This window comes from Dyadobacter fanqingshengii, assembly GCF_023822005.2.
Taxonomy (GTDB): Bacteria; Bacteroidota; Bacteroidia; order Cytophagales; family Spirosomataceae; genus Dyadobacter; species Dyadobacter fanqingshengii.
The window spans coordinates 2,273,864-2,290,627 of sequence record NZ_CP098806.1 but is presented as its reverse complement, the minus strand read 5'-3'; the positions used below and the strand labels follow the sequence as shown (position 1 = coordinate 2,290,627).

The following is a 16,764-nucleotide window of genomic DNA, read 5'->3' as shown; positions in this document are numbered from 1 at the left end:
GAATTCATGACTACAAAGGAACAAATCGTCGAAAACTGGCTGCCACGCTACACAGGCACGGCGGTTGAGGATTTCGGAAACTATATATTGCTGACCAACTTCGGGAACTACGTGACGATGTTTGCGGAGAAATTCAATGTGGAAGTAAAAGGGCAGGGACGGGCCATGCAAACGGCTACGGCTAAGGACATTACCATCATCAATTTCGGAATGGGAAGCCCGATGGCCGCCACGGTGATGGACCTTTTGTCGGCCATCAATCCAAAGGCTGTATTGTTTTTGGGCAAATGTGGCGGTCTGAAAAAGACGCAGGTAGGCGATCTTATTTTGCCCATCGCAGCCATTCGCGGGGAAGGAACGAGTGATGACTACATGCCTTCGGAAATTCCCGCATTGCCCTCATTCCGACTTCAAAGCACGGTTTCGGCCAGTATCGCGAAGCATAAAATGGATTATTGGACCGGGACAGTTTACACGACTAACCGGAGGATTTGGGAGCATGATGATAGTTTCAAAGAATATCTGCGGGACATTCGTGCTATGGCCATCGATATGGAAACGGCGACGATTTTTATAGTTGGATTTGCTAACTCCATCCCGCATGGCGCGCTGCTTCTGGTGTCTGATAACCCTTTGGTGCCGGAAGGGGTGAAAACAGAAGAAAGTGATAAAAAAGTGACCACAAATTATGTGAAAATGCACCTCGAAATTGGCATAGAGTCATTGACGGAACTGGCGAGATCCGGCGCGTCGGTGAAACATTTGCGGTTTGAAAATTGAATAAAAAAATGAGTGAAGCATCCTTATATGAGCGTATTGGCGGCGACGCCGCGCTAAGACAGTTAACTGATAAATTTTACGACCTGGTTTTTGCACACGAGCTGATTTCCAGGCTTTTCAAAAGCGACAAAGACGAGATCAAAGAAAAGCAGCGCCTTTTCCTGACCCAGTTCCTCGGAGGCCCGCAACTTTACTCCGACATTCACGGTCACCCCATGATGCGCGCCCGCCACATGCCCCACGTCATCACCGAAGACGACGCCATTGCCTGGCTACAATGCATGTCCGAAGCCGTAGGGAAGCTTCCTATCAGCAAGGAGTTGAAGGACGAGTTGTTCGACCGGTTCCCGCGGACAGCGTTTTTTATGGTAAATCGGTGAGTTGCGAGCGATTCACTAGGGCGCTAGCTCTTTTTTGATATATTCAAAAACATCGTCCAAAGAAATATCAGTGCTTTCCTGAACAGTGCCGTCGGCTTTATGTTTGTGATGGGGGAACGTCGGGAGATTTGGAAAGTGTGGTGCGTTATCCCAGCGGACGAGCAAATCTCCATTCTCTTTTTGCCAATGAAACGCGTATTTCCTCCGGCTCGCTTCTACGTATTCTCTTACATAGAGCACTGTGTTTTGATTAAATCTGATTTCCAGATTTAAATAATAGCTTTCGGAAAACTCACGGAAGTCATTAATTGTATACGAGATGACAAAATTTTCATCATCCAGCCATTTGAAAATCTCCATTCCTGATATCAGCTATTTTTGAATCTATTTCTGATAGGAACTGAGTATAGGCCTTCCATTCTATAAGATCGTCCCAGGCTTGGAAATCCTCAGACGTTGCGGTTTCAAGCTTGGTTTCGAAAGCTTGAAGATCACCATTATATTTCTTTTCAAGAATATTAATTTTATCCTGAAATTGTTGCCTTTGAGCTAGATAATCCAACAAAACCCAATTGCCGATTTGTTTTTTCGTCAGCGTAAGCATAATATTTTTGTTGCCGGTTTCTAACAAATTTAAATATTCCGAAAGGTTAAACAAGTTTTATCAGACATTAGTTAAGTTCTTTACCTTTGCCGCATGAATTTTAAAGAGCAGTTAGTCCAGTATCCGATTCTTGAAATTGTGGCGAAGGCTGCGGCGGAGCTGGGTGTGGAGGCATATGTCATCGGTGGATTTGTAAGGGACCTGATACTCAAACGGAATAGTAAGGACATTGATATCGTTTCGATCGGAAGCGGCATTGAACTGGCCGAATCGGTGGCCAGTCAGCTAGGACCAGATGTTTTTGTAAGCATATACAAAAATTTTGGAACAGCGCAGATCCGACAGGGAGATCTGGAAATCGAATTTGTGGGCGCGCGTAAAGAATCTTACCGCTCTGATTCGAGGAAACCGGCTGTGGAAGACGGCACGTTGAGCGACGACCAGAACCGGCGTGATTTTACAATCAATGCCATGGGGATCAGCCTGAATAAAAGAACATTGGGCGAGCTCGTTGATCCTTTCGACGGGTTAAGGGATATTAAAAGGAAGATCATTCGTACGCCGCTTGAACCGGAAATCACTTTTTCCGACGATCCGCTGCGCATGATGCGCGCGATCCGCTTTGCGAGCCAGCTTAACTTTGACATTGAAGCTGATACATTCGACGCGATCATTAAAATGAAGGATCGCATAGAGATCGTATCCATGGAGCGCATTTCGGATGAATTGAATAAGATAATCCTTTCACCGACGCCTTCCTATGGTTTCAAATTGCTTTATCACGCTGGTATTTTACAAATCATCTTCCCGGAAATGATCGAGCTGCTCGGCGTGCAAACCATTGATGGAAAGGGACATAAGGATAATTTTTACCATACATTGCAAGTGCTGGACAATGTGTCCCAAAACACAGATGACCTTTGGCTTCGCTGGTCCGCGATCCTGCACGACATTGCCAAACCTGCCACCAAGAAGTTTGACAAACGCATTGGCTGGTCATTCCATAACCACGAAGAAGTGGGCGCGCGAATGGTGCCAGTTATTTTTCGGCGGATGAAATTGCCTTTGAATGAGAAAATGCGTTTTGTCAAAAAGCTCGTGCGACTGCATCTTAGACCGATAGTTTTATCAAAAGAGGAAATTACAGACTCGGCCATGCGCCGCTTGCTGGTGGAAGCGGGAGAAGACATTGAAGCATTAATGAAGCTGTGCAGGGCTGATATCACTTCTAAAAATCCTGACAAAGTAAAGCGTTACCTGTTCAACTTTGATCTGGTGGAACAAAAGTTGAAAGACCTTGAGGAACGTGATAAGCTGCGCAACTTTCAGCCCGTTATTACCGGCGAAATGATCATGCAGGCTTTTGGTTTGAAACCGGCGAAGGAAGTTGGAATTCTCAAAGAAATCGTGCGGGAAGCAATCCTGGAAGGCATTATTCCGAATGAATTTGATCCTGCATACGCGTATATGGTGCAAGAGGGTGAAAAAATGGGCTTAACTTTACAATCATAAATCTGACTCCTCATTACATTTAGATGGAAAACAATACGCAGTTTAAACGCTTCTTCGGCGCACTTCTTACGATTTTGGGCATTTCGGTTCTATTGTTTGCCTGCATTGCATTTCTATCCGACAAGCCCGTTTTAGGCCTTACCGTCTCTAAATGGGAATCCGTTGTTCCGTTTTTGGTCGGAACGGTTTTCCTGCTGACGGGCGTGAACCTGGTTAAGGGCTAACGGAGCGCACTAATGAAGCTCCAACTGTACATTCCAGACATTTCCGGAATGTACAGTAATTATTATACCATTCGATAAGCGCCTGTGAATCAGCGGCAGTCGTCACTTTCATCCCTAATGTCTCCCATTCCTTTGTAATGCGGTTCTTTTCCGCAGCGATTTCCGACAGCCAGTAAATTGCTTTTTCCAACAGTTCCGGTTGCTGCCGATGCCTGGCATAAGCAACCAGAAGGGGCACCGCGCCATTCACAATGAGCAAATTAGCCGAATCCTTTCCCAGCAATGGCACCTTGCCTTTTGATTTTTTCTCGAAAAGATAATGATCCTGCCAATAATCCGACTGCTCAATGTGGAACATGGATTGCAAAGTGGAAAAACCAGGAGCTAAAATAATTTCAGAAAACAGGCTGCCGTTTTTGTTCAAAAGTCGAGCAAATTGCGCCAGGCGCACGGTCGGGAAGCCTGATGGTCTCATGCGCAGGTTTTTCCATTCATGACCATTCATTTGCTTACTTTTCAATCTATACTTAGCACTCAGAAACTGGTATTCCGTTCGCAGCTGGCGGATGTAAAAATCATTGGATTCGGTTGGAACAAGTCCGGCGCAACCGAAAAGCAATGCTTCAATCTGAATCAGCTTGTCGCGGTGTTTCCGTATGATTTTCCAGGACACAATTTCGGTCAGGCGCGCGAAGGGGGCATCATTTAATTTGAAACCAAAATGCCTTCCCAACCATTGGTAAGCTGTTTCTTCCCAATCATTGTTGCATTTTGCGAGCAGTTCTGTCACCAGTGAGGCTTTCCTATCCAGCCTTTCCAGTAGAACCCGGTCCAGCATTCCGTATTTTTGAATGTCATTCACTTGCCCGAACATTCCTGCACACGGGATAGTCTCCGTCTCGTCCTGCAACTGCACATATCGCTCCAAAACGGACTTTTCGACAAATTGTTTCAGTGTTAATGTCGGTAAAAATGTGCCATCCTGCCTCATAACCGGCCTGTCGTTTTCCCAAACCACGTGCAGGATCACCGTTTCGTAAGCCGGATCGGTTTCGTGGTTATGCAAATACCAATCCGAGGATTTTACATGAATTTCAACGCTGCCCACCCATTGGAAGTCGTCGATCATGACCCGCGCTTCTGAGAAGTCGGGGCCAGCATTGCCGTTTCTGTGCCCGGTTCGGAGAATGGAAAGTTTGCTGCCTTCGTCGGTGCATAATGCTTCGGCGGCGAAATATTGGAATCGCCATATAAAACTCAGGATATCTTCATTCATAACATTTGGAATTAGCGTGTGTAGAAATATTTAAGGGAATGCTTTTTATTTTCTTTGCCTAAACCTGATTAGTTTCTGTTCTTTGTACGCTGTTGTTTTGGTTTGGTCACAGGTTTTAGAAGTAAAAAAGTTTTATGCTCCGCCGTTTGCAATTTATTGCGCTTAGATTTCTCATTGTCTTTTTTGTAGTTTCAATCGTTTGGGTGCTGGTTTTGAAGTTCTTACCTGTTTGGGTGACACCATTTATGCTGTCCAGGAAAATCGAAGCTTGCCGGGCGGACGAAGACACAGAAATTCACCACGATTGGGAACCTTACGAGAACATTTCAAAGGAAGTTGCGCTGGCGGTGGTGGCATCAGAGGACCAGAATTTCCCTAATCACTGGGGATTCGACTTTGACCAGATCTATAATGCGGTAACTGAGAAGCGCAAACGTGCCCGCGGAGCCAGTACAATTTCTCAGCAAGTTGCCAAAAATGTGTTTTTATGGCATGGCAGGAGTTTTATCAGGAAGGGATTGGAAGCTTATTTTACAGTTCTAATCGAATTGATTTGGGACAAAGAGCGCATTCTGGAAGTGTATTTAAATGTCGCAGAAATGGGGGAAATGACATTTGGTGTGGAAGCTGCATCATTGAGATATTATAATAAACCCGCCAAAAAACTCTCCCGCTACGAGGCCGCGCGCATCGCTGCCGTGCTCCCGAACCCGGTGCGGTTTTCCATCAAAAATCCTTCGGGTTATGTCCAAAAACGCACCGGACAAATTGCAAGGCAAATGCGTTATCTGGGCGGGCAGAAGTACATTGCGGATTTGTAAAAAGAACTCAACTATTCCCCCGGCTCTTCTCCTTTAAAAATTTATACGTCCGATGCCGCGCGAGGGCTGGGTCTAGCTTTTCGAAAATGCCGAGGCTTTTGAAGGCGTACCAATTTATTTTGAGTAGGTAAAGGCTTACGAATGAGCCTAGGTGATCCAGAATAAATGTGCTGGTTTTGGTTTGCAGATCCAGGCGTTCAATGGTTTGCAAGCCACGCCAGTAATCAATGCTATCGGCCTGGACCTTCTTTCTGGCTCGGGCTTCACCGGCAATGTAAACCTGTAAACGGTCGTCCGATGGTTTTTGGATTTTATTCCAAAACAGCCGCCATTCTTCATTGCTTTTGGAATTGCTGACGAGGGATTTTGACAGATCAGTGGTGTCGAGCTGGATTCTTACGCCGTTTTCCAGGAAGAAGAATAACGAGCCCTTCAATTGAGAAACTTGCATTTGATACAAGTTGGGAACCAAATCCTTCTCCATAAGCAAATTAATGCTGTCCGGGCTAAGTTTGAGCGAATGGACGGTTGCAGCAAAACCTTTTTCACGGGTTAATAAAATCGCTTTGCGACCTTTAAGTCCGTCCGGATTAAGGATTTTTATTTTGATAAGCTGACCAAAAGCAGGGGAGATGAGGAAGAAAAGTGCAACAACCCTCGGCAGCAATTGGATCATTTTAGAAGGACATTAGGATGCAATCGATTGTCGACGGCCGGTTTTTGACAGGTAAATTAGGGAAAAAATCTCAAAATCAATTGCCAAAAACCGGCCGTTAACAAGCGGCACTTACTTTATTTCAATCTTGACCAAAACCGGCTGGTGATCAGATGGATAACGTTGTTCTCTGGCATCTGTTAAAACGCCGTATTTCAGGACATCAATATTCTTGCTGACAAAAATATAATCAATGCGCTTATCCATAGGCGCATCGAATTTGAAACTGTTAAATGTTCCTTCCGGGCCATACGGAGCCTGTTTTGTGACATCATGGGTGTCATTCAGTAGACCTGAAATGGTTTTGATCTGCTCGGTATCAGGTGTCGAGTTGAAATCCCCGGTTAAGATCACGGTTGATTTACCAGCGATCTCGCTGATCTTTTTTACCATCAAATGTCCCGATTGCCTGCGCGCTTCAACGCCCTGATGATCGAAGTGGACATTGAAGAAATAAAACTCTTTCTTGCTAAGCAGATCCTGGAATTTCACCCAAGAAGCAATTCTGTTACAGCAAGTTGCGTCCCAGCCCTTGCCTGGTTTGTCGGGCGTTTCACTCAGCCAGAAGTCACCTGATTGCAGTGCTTTGAAACGGTCTTTTTTGTAAAAAATGGCAGAATGCTCGCCACCTTCCTTACCATCGTCGCGGCCCTTTCCATAAAATGTAAATTCAGTCAGTTCAGCCACATCTTTCAGCTGGCCTATCAAAGCTTCCTGCACACCGAAAATGTCAAATTCATGGAAACGGATCAGGCCTTTCACGTTTTCTTTACGGTTAGGCCACGCATTTACGCCATCATTTGGGGTGTTGTAACGAAGGTTATAGGAGGCAACATTGATTGTGTTCTTTTGGGCAAATGTGGTTTGAGACAATGCAAACAAAAGGGAAAGGGCTAAGGCAATTTTTTTCATTTGGTACTAAATTATTTGTGAATAAAAAGCAAAGTTAATAGGCCCGGCGGTAATGAATATTGTGTCAGTATGATCATTTGCCCATTTTTGCGAGCAGGAATCTACCAAGCAATTTGCCAGAGTCCAGGATCATTTTTCGAGAAACGATCTTCTGTCTGAAAGCATAACCGTTTGAATCTTTTAACAAACTAAGTAACCGCACTACTTTTTTTACTTTCGTAACATTATATAAAAGTCAGGTCCCGAATGTTCTTTGTAACCGCCGGTTCCTTAAATTGCTTACTGTTACATACCTCTACCACATTGATTGAATGAATAATTATCCGCAGGCTTCGCGCATTCTGCTGGCAATAGACTGTATTATTTTCGGATTTGACGGAAAGGATATCAAGCTTTTGCTGGTCAAGAGGAATTTTGAGCCTGAGAAGGGGAAATGGTCGTTAATGGGCGGTTTCCTCAATGCGGATGAAGACCTTGCAGACGGCGCAGCGCGTATCTTGTATAACCTTACGGGATTGAAAAATATCTACGTGGAGCAGCTGGAAACGTACGGAAAGATCAACCGCGACCCAGCCGAAAGAACCGTTTCGGTTGTGTTTTTTGCGCTTATTCAAATCGACGACCACGACTCGGAAGCAGTCAGGAGCCATAACGCTTCCTGGATCACGCTGGAAAATCGCCCCGCATTGATTTTTGATCATGAAAATATGGTTTGCAAGGCCATTGAGCATTTGAAATACAAAGCCGCTTTGCATCCCATCGGTTTCGAGCTCTTACCCGAGCTTTTTACCATTCCCCAATTACAAAAACTCTACGAAGCGATTTATAACATTCCGCTCGACAGGCGCAATTTCAGCAGGAAGCTGTTGTCGACTGGCTTACTCATCGATACGGGTAGCAAAAACAGCAACAGCACCACGAAAAAGGCAACATTATATAAGTTGGATGAGGTAAGATACAAAGAGAAATTCCACTCTTTTTGGAATTTTATGCCCGACAGCATGAAGCAGTCATAGGGAAGATTAGTCCGTTTATGGTAATTTTAATTGTGTCAAAATAACACCATAAACAAATTTATTTATATTTGTTAGGTGATAAGTGAAATAAAACGACCATGAAAGAGAGTTACGTTATCGGAATTGATTTTGGCACCGACTCGGTAAGGGCGCTGGTTGTGAACGCGCATACGGGCGATCAAGCGGGAACTGCGGTTCGTGAATATAGCCGATGGAAGCAAGGAAAATATTGCGATGCAGCTTCGTCGCAGTTCAGACAACATCCCCTGGATTACCTGGAAGCACTGGAAGGTGCGGTGCTGGAAGCATTAGAAAAATCGCCAGAAGGTGCACGGCAAAATGTGCGGGGGATTTCGGTTGATACGACGGGTTCTACGCCCGTGGCTGTGGACCGGAATGGGACGCCTTTATCACTTTTGCCTGAATTCGCTGAAAATCCGAATGGGATGTTTATCCTTTGGAAAGATCACACGGCCAATGCAGAAGCGGAGGAAATAAATACATTAGCACACAGTCTGGAAACAGATTATACCAAATACGTGGGCGGAATTTATTCGTCGGAATGGTTTTGGGCCAAAATCCTGAGGACCCTGAGAGTCGACGGACAAGTCAGGGAAAAGGCATTTTCCTGGGTAGAACATTGCGACTGGATTTCTGCCGAACTAACCGGCAACACAGATCCCCTAACATTAAAAAGATCCAGATGTGCCGCGGGACATAAAGCATTATGGCACAACGATTTCGATGGCTTACCGCCTAATGATTTCCTGGCTAAACTGGACCCGCTTCTGGACGGAATCAGGGACAGGCTCTTCACGAAGACAGAGACTTCAGACGAAGTTATGGGAACGTTATCCCAGAAATGGGCCGAAAAACTGGGCATTCCGGTGGATACGATCATTGGCGTGGGCGCTTTCGACGCGCATATGGGTGCAGTAGGAGCATTAATTGAGCCTTATTCGCTTTGCAAAGTGATCGGGACTTCAACCTGTGATATGCTCATTGCACCCAATGAGGAAGCAGGACATTTGCTGATCAAAGGCATTTGCGGACAAGTGGATGGCTCTATTATTCCCGGCATGCTGGGTATGGAGGCGGGACAATCGGCATTTGGAGATATTTATGCCTGGTTTGCGAAGATCATTGTGGAACCTGTCCGGGTACTGTTGGGCGAAGATGCCGCACAGGAGTTGTCAAAAAACCTCATCCCGCATCTGGCCGAACAAGCGGCCAAATTACCTGTCTCGGAAAACGACATCATCGCCATCGACTGGCTGAACGGTCGCAGGACGCCTGATGCAAAACATACTTTGAAAGGGGCAATACTGGGCCTGAATCTGGCAAGCGATCATGTCCGTATTTTCAAAGCATTGGTTGAAGCAACGGCTTATGGGTCGAAGAGCATTGTAGAGCGGTTTCGGAAGGAAGGTGTTCCTATCCATGAGGTGATCGCGATTGGCGGGGTTGCCAAAAAATCGGCATTCGTGATGCAAACGTTGGCCGACGTTCTCAATATGCCCATAAAGGTGGCTGCCTCGGAGCAGGCTTGTGCACTGGGAGCGGCAATGTTCGCGGCTGTTGCCTCAGGAATCTATAAAACATTACCGGAAGCACAGGAAGCGATGAGCTCGGGTTTTGATGCTGTATACACGCCCAGACCTGCGCAAGCAGCTGTTTATCAATCATTATATCAAAAATATACACAATCCGGGGCATTTTTAGAAAATGACTTTTTGCGAAAAGTTCAGTTTACCCCGGAAAGTACATTGTCAACTTCTTTACAATAGTCACCCTTTCACAATCCCAATGGTTGATTTAAAACAATTTGAAATTTGGTTCATTACGGGAAGTCAGGACTTGTATGGAGAAGAAACGCTTCGACAGGTCGCAGAACATGCCCGGATCATCAGCAAGCATTTCGATGAGGCCGCCCAAATTCCGGTCAGGACGGTTTTTAAGCCTGTTGTAAAGTCTTCGGAAGAGATTTTCAATATTATGCAGGATGCCAATGTCGCCAAAAACTGCATTGGCATTGTGGCCTGGATGCATACATTTTCGCCTGCAAAAATGTGGATCCGTGGTTTGCAGATCATGCAAAAGCCGCTGCTGCATTTGCACACACAGTTCAACCGGGACATTCCTTGGGCGAACATTGATATGGATTTTATGAACCTCAACCAGTCGGCGCATGGCGACAGGGAATTTGGTTTTATGATGACGCGTATGCGCCTGAACCGAAAAGTGGTTGTAGGACATTGGCAACAAGCGCAGGTCATTGAAGATCTTGCGCAATGGACGCGCGTAGCTGCTGCCAGGCATGATATGAAAGGGGCCAAATTTGTTCGTTTCGGCGATAATATGCGGCAAGTGGCTGTCACGGATGGCGATAAAGTTGCAGCAGAAATGACTTTCGGCTTTTCGGTAAACACTTATGCAGTTGGCGACCTGGTGGCGGTGATTAATCAGGTTTCGGATGAGGAAGTCGGGCTTTTGATTGACGAGTATGAGGCGTTGTATGATCTGGCGGGTGGCATCAGGAAAGGCGAGGGGAGACATGGCGCACTTTGGGATGCGGCAAGAATTGAATTGGGGCTAAAATATTTCCTGGAAGACGGAAATTTCAAGGGTTATACCAACACATTTGAGGACCTGCACGGAATGAAGCAGCTTCCCGGCATCGGATCGCAGCGCATGATGGCGGCAGGTTACGGTTATGCAGGCGAAGGCGACTGGAAAACGTCCGCGATGGTCAGGGCTTCGAAAGTGATGGGAAGCGGCCTGAGAGGCGGGAATTCGTTCATGGAAGATTATACCTATCATTTTGATCCGGCTAACAATTTGGTTCTTGGGTCGCATATGCTGGAAATTTGTCCGAGCATTGCTTCGGGAAGGCCCTCTTGTGAAATACATCCATTGGGTATTGGTGGTAAAGAAGATCCGGTCCGACTGGTTTTCAATGCAGATGCCGGTCCCGCGATCAATGTTTCGCTGGTTGATATGGGAAACCGCTTTCGGATTTTGGTTAATGAAGTTGAAGCCGTGGAAGTAACCGAAACGCTTCCGAAACTGCCCGTTGCCCGGGTGTTATGGAAACCAGCTCCTGACATGGCCACGGGGTGTGCAGCCTGGATCTACGCCGGCGGCGCGCACCATACGGTTTACAGCCAGAATTTGACGACCGATCATATTGAAATGTTTGCCGACATGACCGGTGTTGAGCTGGTTGTGATTGATAAAAACACTTCGCTGAGGCAACTGAAAAATGAATTGAGATGGAGCGAAGCTTCTTACAAATGATATTTTAGAGAACATGTCGAATTACACCTATTTAAAGGAGCAGGTCTACGAAGCCAACATGGAAATTCCCAGGGAAAACCTGGCAATTGTAACTTTCGGTAATGTAAGCGGAATTGACCGGGATGCTGGCGTAATCGCTATCAAACCCAGCGGCGTGCCGTATCATCGGTTGCGTGTCGAAGACATCGTTGTGCTGGATCTCGAAAATAACGTTGTAGAAGGCACTATGCGGCCATCTTCCGACACAAAAACGCATACGCTGCTTTACAGGCATTTCCCCTCGATTGGCGGCGTTTGTCACACCCATTCTACATATGCAGTAGCGTGGGCACAAGCAATCCGCGCTATCCCGAATCTGGGCACCACGCATGCAGATCATTTGACCACTGCTGTGCCCGTTACCGAGATAATGTCCGATGAAATGATCCAAAGGGACTACGAGCTGGAAACAGGAAATCAAATTCTGGATTTATTTTCAGCAGGAAAGCTCAGTTATGAAGAAACAGAAATGGTGCTGGTTGCCTGTCATGGGCCCTTCACCTGGGGAAAGGATCCGGCTAAGGCGGTTTACAATTCGGTCGTTCTGGAAGAAATTGCCAAGATGGCCTATCTCACGCTCAACATCAATCCTTCCGCCCAGACCATTAAGCAGGGGCTTATCGATAAACATTATTTTCGCAAACACGGGAAAGATGCTTACTACGGGCAGGGGTGCTGATTAGTCCTTCTTCTCAACACGTTTGCTGGCAATGCTGCGCATTTGTTGCAGCGCCTCCTGGCGGCTCATGCGCTTTTCGCTCGCTTTCGCTTCGTTAATAGACTCTTTGGAGAAGCGACCTTTGAAAAGGTTAAACAGGGCAAATAACATACTGGGATATTTTTAAAATGGAATCGTCATATTAACGTACATCAAACATAGAAAAGTTTGGTATAAAAAAAAACTACCGGAGAACGAGTCTTCCGGTAGTTGTTAGCTTGGCTAAACGTTGAGTATAAATGTCTTTTTTTCAGCTAATAAATGTTATACGCTTCTGCGTAATTTGCTTCCAGGGTTAAACTCGTCCTGGATCCAGCGAACAAAATTGTTTGAATTGGTTTTGTAAATCTCCATAGAAAGTGGCTTGATACCACTGTATTCGACTTCCTTAACATATTCAGCATGCAATTTTAAGATCTCAGACAGGGTTTTGCTATCAGTTTTCATTTAATAATGGATGTTAAAGGTTACGATGCATTTGGATTTTAGCGTACCAAAGCTGTACCTAAACAAGCCCTCGTTAAAAGAATGTTTAAAAATTTATATTAATAGTGCGAATTGTTATGCAATGGGGCATAATTTTCCCATTAGTTCCTTGGGTGGGGACATGGGCGAACGACTTTTGTAACATTTTAGGACAAATTGGGTATTCGCATCGCGATATACGTTTTAAAACACGCTTTATTTGTCTTTTTCCTTCGTATATATAGAATTGCTAAAAAGCTGTGCCAGAGAGAATTAATTCTATGTTGTATAGAATACATTTGAGGTGAAGCGTGCTTTGGGCAAGCCGGAACTTACCCGGATGGGAAATGTCAGATCCCGAGCTTTTTCTTTAAAGTTGCGATTTCCAAAGGTTTGGGAAGGAGGTCTATGATATGCTGGCTTGCCTTTGCTTTGTCGATATCACGGGTGTCAATGGTTGAGGACAGCATGAAGATGCGGATCTTTTCCTGCAGCATCAGAGGCAGATGATCGAATTCGTCGATGAATTCAAAGCCGTTCATGTCGGGCATTTGCAGATCCAGGAGAATGATACTTTCAGGTAGGGTATCAGCTTGACTTACAAGGTGTTTTAATGCATCACGCGCAGAATTGAAGGTCTTTACAGAATCGGTTATGCCACTTTTAATTAGCAATTTTTCGTAAATAAACAGATCAAAAGCACTATCATCTATAAGAAAAAAGTGTAGAAGTGGCTTCATGTCTCTTTATTTATGAATAGAAGGGATGTTGACCTCGAAAATACTACCTTCACCCACTTTCGAGGATACGCTGATTTCGCCTCCGAGTTTGGCTATCGCTTCATGTACAATATACAATCCTATGCCGGAGCCGCTGTTTGTAGCCCCAGCCCTGTAAAACATCTTGAATATTTTATCCTGATCTGTGTCTTTAATGCCATAACCATTGTCTTCAACGATAATTTTAGCGTGCGCAGGAGTGGATTTTATCGTCAAATGTACGAATTGATTCGGCTTTGATTTGTCCTGGAATTTAATCGCATTGTTGATCAGGTTGTTAAAAATTATCCTGAGTTTCATCACGTCCGACTGGAATACCCCGGCCTGATCAATGTCCGTGGTCATTTTCAGGTTACCGTATTCGGGCAGATACTGGATCGTTGCCTGAACTTCCGTAACGAGTTCTTCGAAGCTGATGTCGGTCACAACGGGAACACCCCGTGCGTTCTTATAGTAATCAATGATATTGATAATGAATGTATCCAGCTTTTTCACGGATTGCCGGATCAGTTCCAGGTATTCGTTTTGCGACTTGATATCATCTTCCAGCAGCGCCAGATTGACAATTCCCAGCACAGACATTAGTGGGGCCCTCAGGTCATGGGAAGCACTGTAAACGAATTTGTCCAGTTCTTCATTCGCCTTCTGCAACTCTACATTGCGCTGTTTCAGGTCCTCACGGGTTTTGTAAATATCGTAAGCATGGGAAATGGCATTTTCAACGTAATTATAGTCCCAGGGTTTATCAATAAACCTGAAAACCTCGCCTTTGTTGATAGCGTCGATCGCTGCACCGATGTCCGTGTGCCCGGTAATGAGTATGCGGATAGGTTTTGGATATTTGGTCCTGATTTTTTCAAAAAATTGCACGCCCGTCATGATCGGCATGCGCTGATCGGCGAGAATGATGCAAAAGTCATTATTTTCAAGAATCCCCTCGGCTTCTAAAACCGACGAGGCGATTGTAATGTCGTACTGCTTCCGGAAAGAAGCCTTGAACGAGTGAAGGTTATGTTCCTCATCGTCAATGTATAAGATGGTTATCGGTTTTTCACTCATTGAATTCCTGGATAGGGCGTGCTTTTTGTTTTACTGGAAGGGTGATCAGGAATTCGGTTCCCTGACCGACCTCCGTATTTACCTGAATATTTCCGCTGTGAACTGCAATAATTTTAAATACAATAGACAATCCAAGGCCCGTTCCATCACCGACCTGCTTGGTAGTGAAGAATGGCTCAAAGATCTTGGCACGAACCTCCGGCGGCATTCCCGGGCCATTGTCCCGAATGGAAATGGCGATATTTTCTGGGTCTTTCAGCCAGGACCTGACCCAGATCGTTGGCGTCTTATTGTCGTTCTTTTGTTTTAGCAACGCGTAAATGGAATTGTTGAGAATGTTCATAAAGACCTGGTTAAGCTTGCCTGCAAAACATTCAATGCTTGGAATATTCCCCAGTTCCTTTACCAGGGTTATCGAATTACCCATTTGATAATTCAAAATGATCAGGGTTGACTCAATGCCATCGTTAATGTTTACGACATTCAGATCGGATTCGTCTACACGGGAAAATATTTTTAAGCCTTTTACAATCTCGACCGTCCTGCTCGCGCCATCTTCCATGCCTTTTAACAGCGTTCCCAGCTCGGTTTTAATATAATCAAGGTCCAAGTCTTCTTTCAGTTTTTCAATTTCCCTGATTTTCACCTGCAATCCGTCAATCGAATCGACATCCTGGATGCCGTCGTAGGAATCGAGTATTTCCAGCACGTCGTCAATATCACGGCGGAGCGGCCTGATGTTGGAGCTTACAAAGTTGATCGGGTTGTTGATCTCGTGGGCTATACCGGCAGTAAGCTGACCAAGAGAAGCCATTTTCTCGGAATCCAGGAGCTGCGTCTGGGTGTCTTTCAACTTGGTGAGCGTTACATTCAGTTCTGTATTAGCGTATTGCAACTCAGCAGTTCGCTCGTTGACGCTTTTTTCCAGAAAAGTGTTTTGCTCCATAATGATTTTTTCATTTTCCAATGACACTTTCAGCGCCTCGGCCTGCGATTCCTCTCTTTCCTTTTTAAATATATTAATCTTATCGGCTAGTGCAATAGAAAGTAATACTACTTCTGCAATTGAGCCGAATTGCATGGTATAAGTTGTTAAGAAATTATACGGCAAAATGTTGATATTCCGAAGCACCAGCAGAAAAAGACCGAACAAAAAGATGGTCCAGGCGATTAAAAACAGCTTGGCCGGCCGGTAATCTTCTTTTGAAAGCTTGAAACCTATAATGAAAAGACCAATAGCCCCGATTCCTCCTGAAACGTCGACTGCCCGGAAGCTTAAAAGTTCAAAACCGAGCAGATTCAAAAGCCCGGTAGACGAATAAAGTACGATAATTACATTAAGAATAATGACACCGGGTGGCCATTTTTCTTTTAACTGGAGAAAGTTTTTGACAAATAGCATTGCGAAAATGCCAGCAAAACCTGAAAAGTAGATTGTGGCAATAGAATTAAACTGTGGCGCGTAAGGCCATAAATATTTAAACCCATAACCGGTTAATGCGGTCTGTGCGAGCCCAACAGAAAGGACATAAAGCACATAAAAGAGGTAACTTTTATCGCGTGTGGAAAAGTAAATAAAGATATTGTAAAGTACCATGACAATGATGATCCCTGAAAAGATCCCATTGATTGTTTCGCCGATTTGCGCAGCTTCAAAGAAGTTTTCCTGGTCGCGGATAATGAGCGGAAGAATTACCTGATTGAACCCCTTCACTTTCAGATAATAATTTTTCTGCTGCCCGGGCCTTATATCCAGATTAAAAACGAGGTTCTGGTGTTTGATATTCCGATCGCCGAAGTCGGCATTTTCAAGGTATTTTTCAGTGCTGATTTTATTGCCGGTAATCTCAAAAAGCTCGCAGGTGTGGATCAGCGGGTGGGCCAGTTCCAGGTAGAGTAACGAGCTTGCGGACTTGTTGGCAATTGAAAAACGGATCCAGAATGTGGATTGGCTGAGACCCATATTAGGCGTGTCATCCGTACTTTGCACGAAGTTTTTCTCCTGTACTACCTGTTCAAAACTGCGTGTGTTTGTAGCGTCTTCAAAAATTTCAACATGCTTGCCAATCATCTGTGAACCTTGGTAAAAGTTCACAGGAATTCCATAAACAAGCTGCGCAGAGAGTAGAAATAGAATTGTAAATATGTGTTTCAACAGACTCATAAA

The 16,764-nt window shown here is 45.0% G+C and carries 19 protein-coding genes; 9 read left to right on the top strand and 10 right to left on the bottom strand.

Annotated elements, in window-relative coordinates:
- Positions 1-6: 6 nt before the first annotated feature.
- Both NFI81_RS09405 and NFI81_RS09400 read left to right on the top strand, forming a co-directional pair.
- Positions 7-780: an AMP nucleosidase gene (locus NFI81_RS09405; RefSeq protein WP_082212807.1), complete on the top strand. Its 774-nt coding sequence runs from the start codon at positions 7-9 to the stop codon at positions 778-780.
- An 8-nt stretch (positions 781-788) separates the two neighbouring features.
- Positions 789-1,160 (top strand): globin domain-containing protein, encoded by a 372-nt coding sequence (locus NFI81_RS09400; RefSeq protein WP_234612713.1) that lies wholly within the window; start codon positions 789-791, stop codon positions 1,158-1,160.
- Between the two features lie 15 nt (positions 1,161-1,175).
- Here NFI81_RS09400 and NFI81_RS09395 read toward each other — a convergent pair whose 3' ends face one another.
- The gene (locus NFI81_RS09395; protein ID WP_234612715.1) at positions 1,176-1,520 is read right to left on the bottom strand and encodes a toxin-antitoxin system TumE family protein; all 345 of its coding nucleotides are present in this window, start codon (positions 1,518-1,520) and stop codon (positions 1,176-1,178) included.
- Positions 1,495-1,818, bottom strand: a complete 324-nt coding sequence (locus NFI81_RS09390; protein ID WP_234612716.1) for a hypothetical protein — start codon at positions 1,816-1,818, stop codon at positions 1,495-1,497. Before NFI81_RS09390 ends, NFI81_RS09395 begins: the two co-directional genes overlap by 26 nt.
- A gap of 39 nt (positions 1,819-1,857) precedes the next feature.
- Here NFI81_RS09390 and NFI81_RS09385 point away from each other — a divergent pair, with 39 nt between their 5' ends.
- Both NFI81_RS09385 and NFI81_RS09380 read left to right on the top strand, forming a co-directional pair.
- Positions 1,858-3,276 carry a CCA tRNA nucleotidyltransferase gene (locus NFI81_RS09385; RefSeq protein ID WP_234612718.1) on the top strand — a complete coding sequence of 473 codons (1,419 nt, stop codon included), beginning with the start codon at positions 1,858-1,860 and terminating at the stop codon, positions 3,274-3,276.
- Positions 3,277-3,299: 23 nt separating this feature from the next.
- Positions 3,300-3,500, top strand: coding sequence for a hypothetical protein (locus NFI81_RS09380; protein WP_026630003.1), 201 nt, complete (start codon positions 3,300-3,302; stop codon positions 3,498-3,500).
- On the opposite strand, the gene NFI81_RS09375 is transcribed toward NFI81_RS09380, so the two are convergent.
- A complete protein-coding gene (locus NFI81_RS09375; protein ID WP_234612720.1) occupies positions 3,490-4,776 on the bottom strand; it encodes a DUF2851 family protein in 1,287 nt (428 codons plus the stop codon). The genes NFI81_RS09380 and NFI81_RS09375 overlap by 11 nt on opposite strands.
- A 134-nt stretch (positions 4,777-4,910) precedes the next feature.
- Here NFI81_RS09375 and mtgA point away from each other — a divergent pair, with 134 nt between their 5' ends.
- Positions 4,911-5,597 (top strand): monofunctional biosynthetic peptidoglycan transglycosylase, encoded by a 687-nt coding sequence (mtgA, locus tag NFI81_RS09370; RefSeq protein WP_234612721.1) that lies wholly within the window; start codon positions 4,911-4,913, stop codon positions 5,595-5,597.
- A gap of 7 nt (positions 5,598-5,604) precedes the next feature.
- Here the strand turns inward: mtgA and NFI81_RS09365 are convergent, their stop codons facing one another.
- Entirely contained in the window at positions 5,605-6,273 is a 669-nt protein-coding gene (locus NFI81_RS09365) for a hypothetical protein (RefSeq protein WP_234612722.1), read from the bottom strand.
- Positions 6,274-6,384: 111 nt separating this feature from the next.
- A complete protein-coding gene (locus NFI81_RS09360; protein WP_234612723.1) occupies positions 6,385-7,224 on the bottom strand; it encodes an endonuclease/exonuclease/phosphatase family protein in 840 nt (279 codons plus the stop codon).
- 311 nt (positions 7,225-7,535) lie between these two features.
- Between NFI81_RS09360 and NFI81_RS09355 the strand changes: the two genes are divergently transcribed.
- From NFI81_RS09355 to NFI81_RS09340, 4 genes are all read left to right on the top strand, one after another.
- Positions 7,536-8,240, top strand: coding sequence for an NUDIX hydrolase (locus NFI81_RS09355; protein ID WP_234612724.1), 705 nt, complete (start codon positions 7,536-7,538; stop codon positions 8,238-8,240).
- Positions 8,241-8,338: 98 nt separating this feature from the next.
- Entirely contained in the window at positions 8,339-10,027 is a 1,689-nt protein-coding gene (locus NFI81_RS09350; RefSeq protein ID WP_234612725.1) for a ribulokinase, read from the top strand.
- A gap of 19 nt (positions 10,028-10,046) precedes the next feature.
- Entirely contained in the window at positions 10,047-11,537 is a 1,491-nt protein-coding gene (gene araA / locus NFI81_RS09345; protein WP_234612726.1) for an L-arabinose isomerase, read from the top strand.
- A gap of 13 nt (positions 11,538-11,550) precedes the next feature.
- Entirely contained in the window at positions 11,551-12,255 is a 705-nt protein-coding gene (locus tag NFI81_RS09340; RefSeq protein ID WP_234612727.1) for an L-ribulose-5-phosphate 4-epimerase, read from the top strand.
- Here the strand turns inward: NFI81_RS09340 and NFI81_RS09335 are convergent, their stop codons facing one another.
- The 5 genes from NFI81_RS09335 to NFI81_RS09315 form a co-directional block, all read right to left on the bottom strand.
- Complete coding sequence (locus NFI81_RS09335; protein ID WP_234612728.1) at positions 12,256-12,405, bottom strand: hypothetical protein; 150 nt, start codon at positions 12,403-12,405, stop codon at positions 12,256-12,258.
- A 153-nt stretch (positions 12,406-12,558) separates the two neighbouring features.
- Positions 12,559-12,741 carry a hypothetical protein gene (locus NFI81_RS09330; RefSeq protein WP_234612729.1) on the bottom strand — a complete coding sequence of 61 codons (183 nt, stop codon included), beginning with the start codon at positions 12,739-12,741 and terminating at the stop codon, positions 12,559-12,561.
- 368 nt (positions 12,742-13,109) lie between these two features.
- Positions 13,110-13,499, bottom strand: coding sequence for a response regulator (locus NFI81_RS09325; protein ID WP_234612731.1), 390 nt, complete (start codon positions 13,497-13,499; stop codon positions 13,110-13,112).
- Positions 13,500-13,505: 6 nt separating this feature from the next.
- Positions 13,506-14,597 carry a sensor histidine kinase gene (locus NFI81_RS09320; RefSeq protein WP_234612733.1) on the bottom strand — a complete coding sequence of 364 codons (1,092 nt, stop codon included), beginning with the start codon at positions 14,595-14,597 and terminating at the stop codon, positions 13,506-13,508.
- On the bottom strand, positions 14,590-16,761 hold the full coding sequence (locus NFI81_RS09315; protein WP_234612734.1) for a sensor histidine kinase: 2,172 nt from the start codon (positions 16,759-16,761) through the stop codon (positions 14,590-14,592). Before NFI81_RS09315 ends, NFI81_RS09320 begins: the two co-directional genes overlap by 8 nt.
- Positions 16,762-16,764 lie beyond the last annotated feature (3 nt).

Coding starts and splice junctions, on each gene's coding strand:
- NFI81_RS09335 (WP_234612728.1), bottom strand. CDS start 12,405: ATGTTATTTGCCCTGTTTAACCTTTTCAAAGGTCGCTTCTCCAAAGAG.
- NFI81_RS09325 (WP_234612731.1), bottom strand. CDS start 13,499: ATGAAGCCACTTCTACACTTTTTTCTTATAGATGATAGTGCTTTTGAT.
- NFI81_RS09400 (WP_234612713.1), top strand. CDS start 789: ATGAGTGAAGCATCCTTATATGAGCGTATTGGCGGCGACGCCGCGCTA.
- NFI81_RS09330 (WP_234612729.1), bottom strand. CDS start 12,741: ATGAAAACTGATAGCAAAACCCTGTCTGAGATCTTAAAATTGCATGCT.
- NFI81_RS09375 (WP_234612720.1), bottom strand. CDS start 4,776: ATGAATGAAGATATCCTGAGTTTTATATGGCGATTCCAATATTTCGCC.
- mtgA (WP_234612721.1), top strand. CDS start 4,911: ATGCTCCGCCGTTTGCAATTTATTGCGCTTAGATTTCTCATTGTCTTT.
- NFI81_RS09350 (WP_234612725.1), top strand. CDS start 8,339: ATGAAAGAGAGTTACGTTATCGGAATTGATTTTGGCACCGACTCGGTA.
- araA (WP_234612726.1), top strand. CDS start 10,047: ATGGTTGATTTAAAACAATTTGAAATTTGGTTCATTACGGGAAGTCAG.
- NFI81_RS09385 (WP_234612718.1), top strand. CDS start 1,858: ATGAATTTTAAAGAGCAGTTAGTCCAGTATCCGATTCTTGAAATTGTG.
- NFI81_RS09315 (WP_234612734.1), bottom strand. CDS start 16,761: ATGAGTCTGTTGAAACACATATTTACAATTCTATTTCTACTCTCTGCG.
- NFI81_RS09380 (WP_026630003.1), top strand. CDS start 3,300: ATGGAAAACAATACGCAGTTTAAACGCTTCTTCGGCGCACTTCTTACG.
- NFI81_RS09320 (WP_234612733.1), bottom strand. CDS start 14,597: ATGAGTGAAAAACCGATAACCATCTTATACATTGACGATGAGGAACAT.
- NFI81_RS09405 (WP_082212807.1), top strand. CDS start 7: ATGACTACAAAGGAACAAATCGTCGAAAACTGGCTGCCACGCTACACA.
- NFI81_RS09355 (WP_234612724.1), top strand. CDS start 7,536: ATGAATAATTATCCGCAGGCTTCGCGCATTCTGCTGGCAATAGACTGT.
- NFI81_RS09395 (WP_234612715.1), bottom strand. CDS start 1,520: ATGGAGATTTTCAAATGGCTGGATGATGAAAATTTTGTCATCTCGTAT.
- NFI81_RS09360 (WP_234612723.1), bottom strand. CDS start 7,224: ATGAAAAAAATTGCCTTAGCCCTTTCCCTTTTGTTTGCATTGTCTCAA.
- NFI81_RS09365 (WP_234612722.1), bottom strand. CDS start 6,273: ATGATCCAATTGCTGCCGAGGGTTGTTGCACTTTTCTTCCTCATCTCC.
- NFI81_RS09340 (WP_234612727.1), top strand. CDS start 11,551: ATGTCGAATTACACCTATTTAAAGGAGCAGGTCTACGAAGCCAACATG.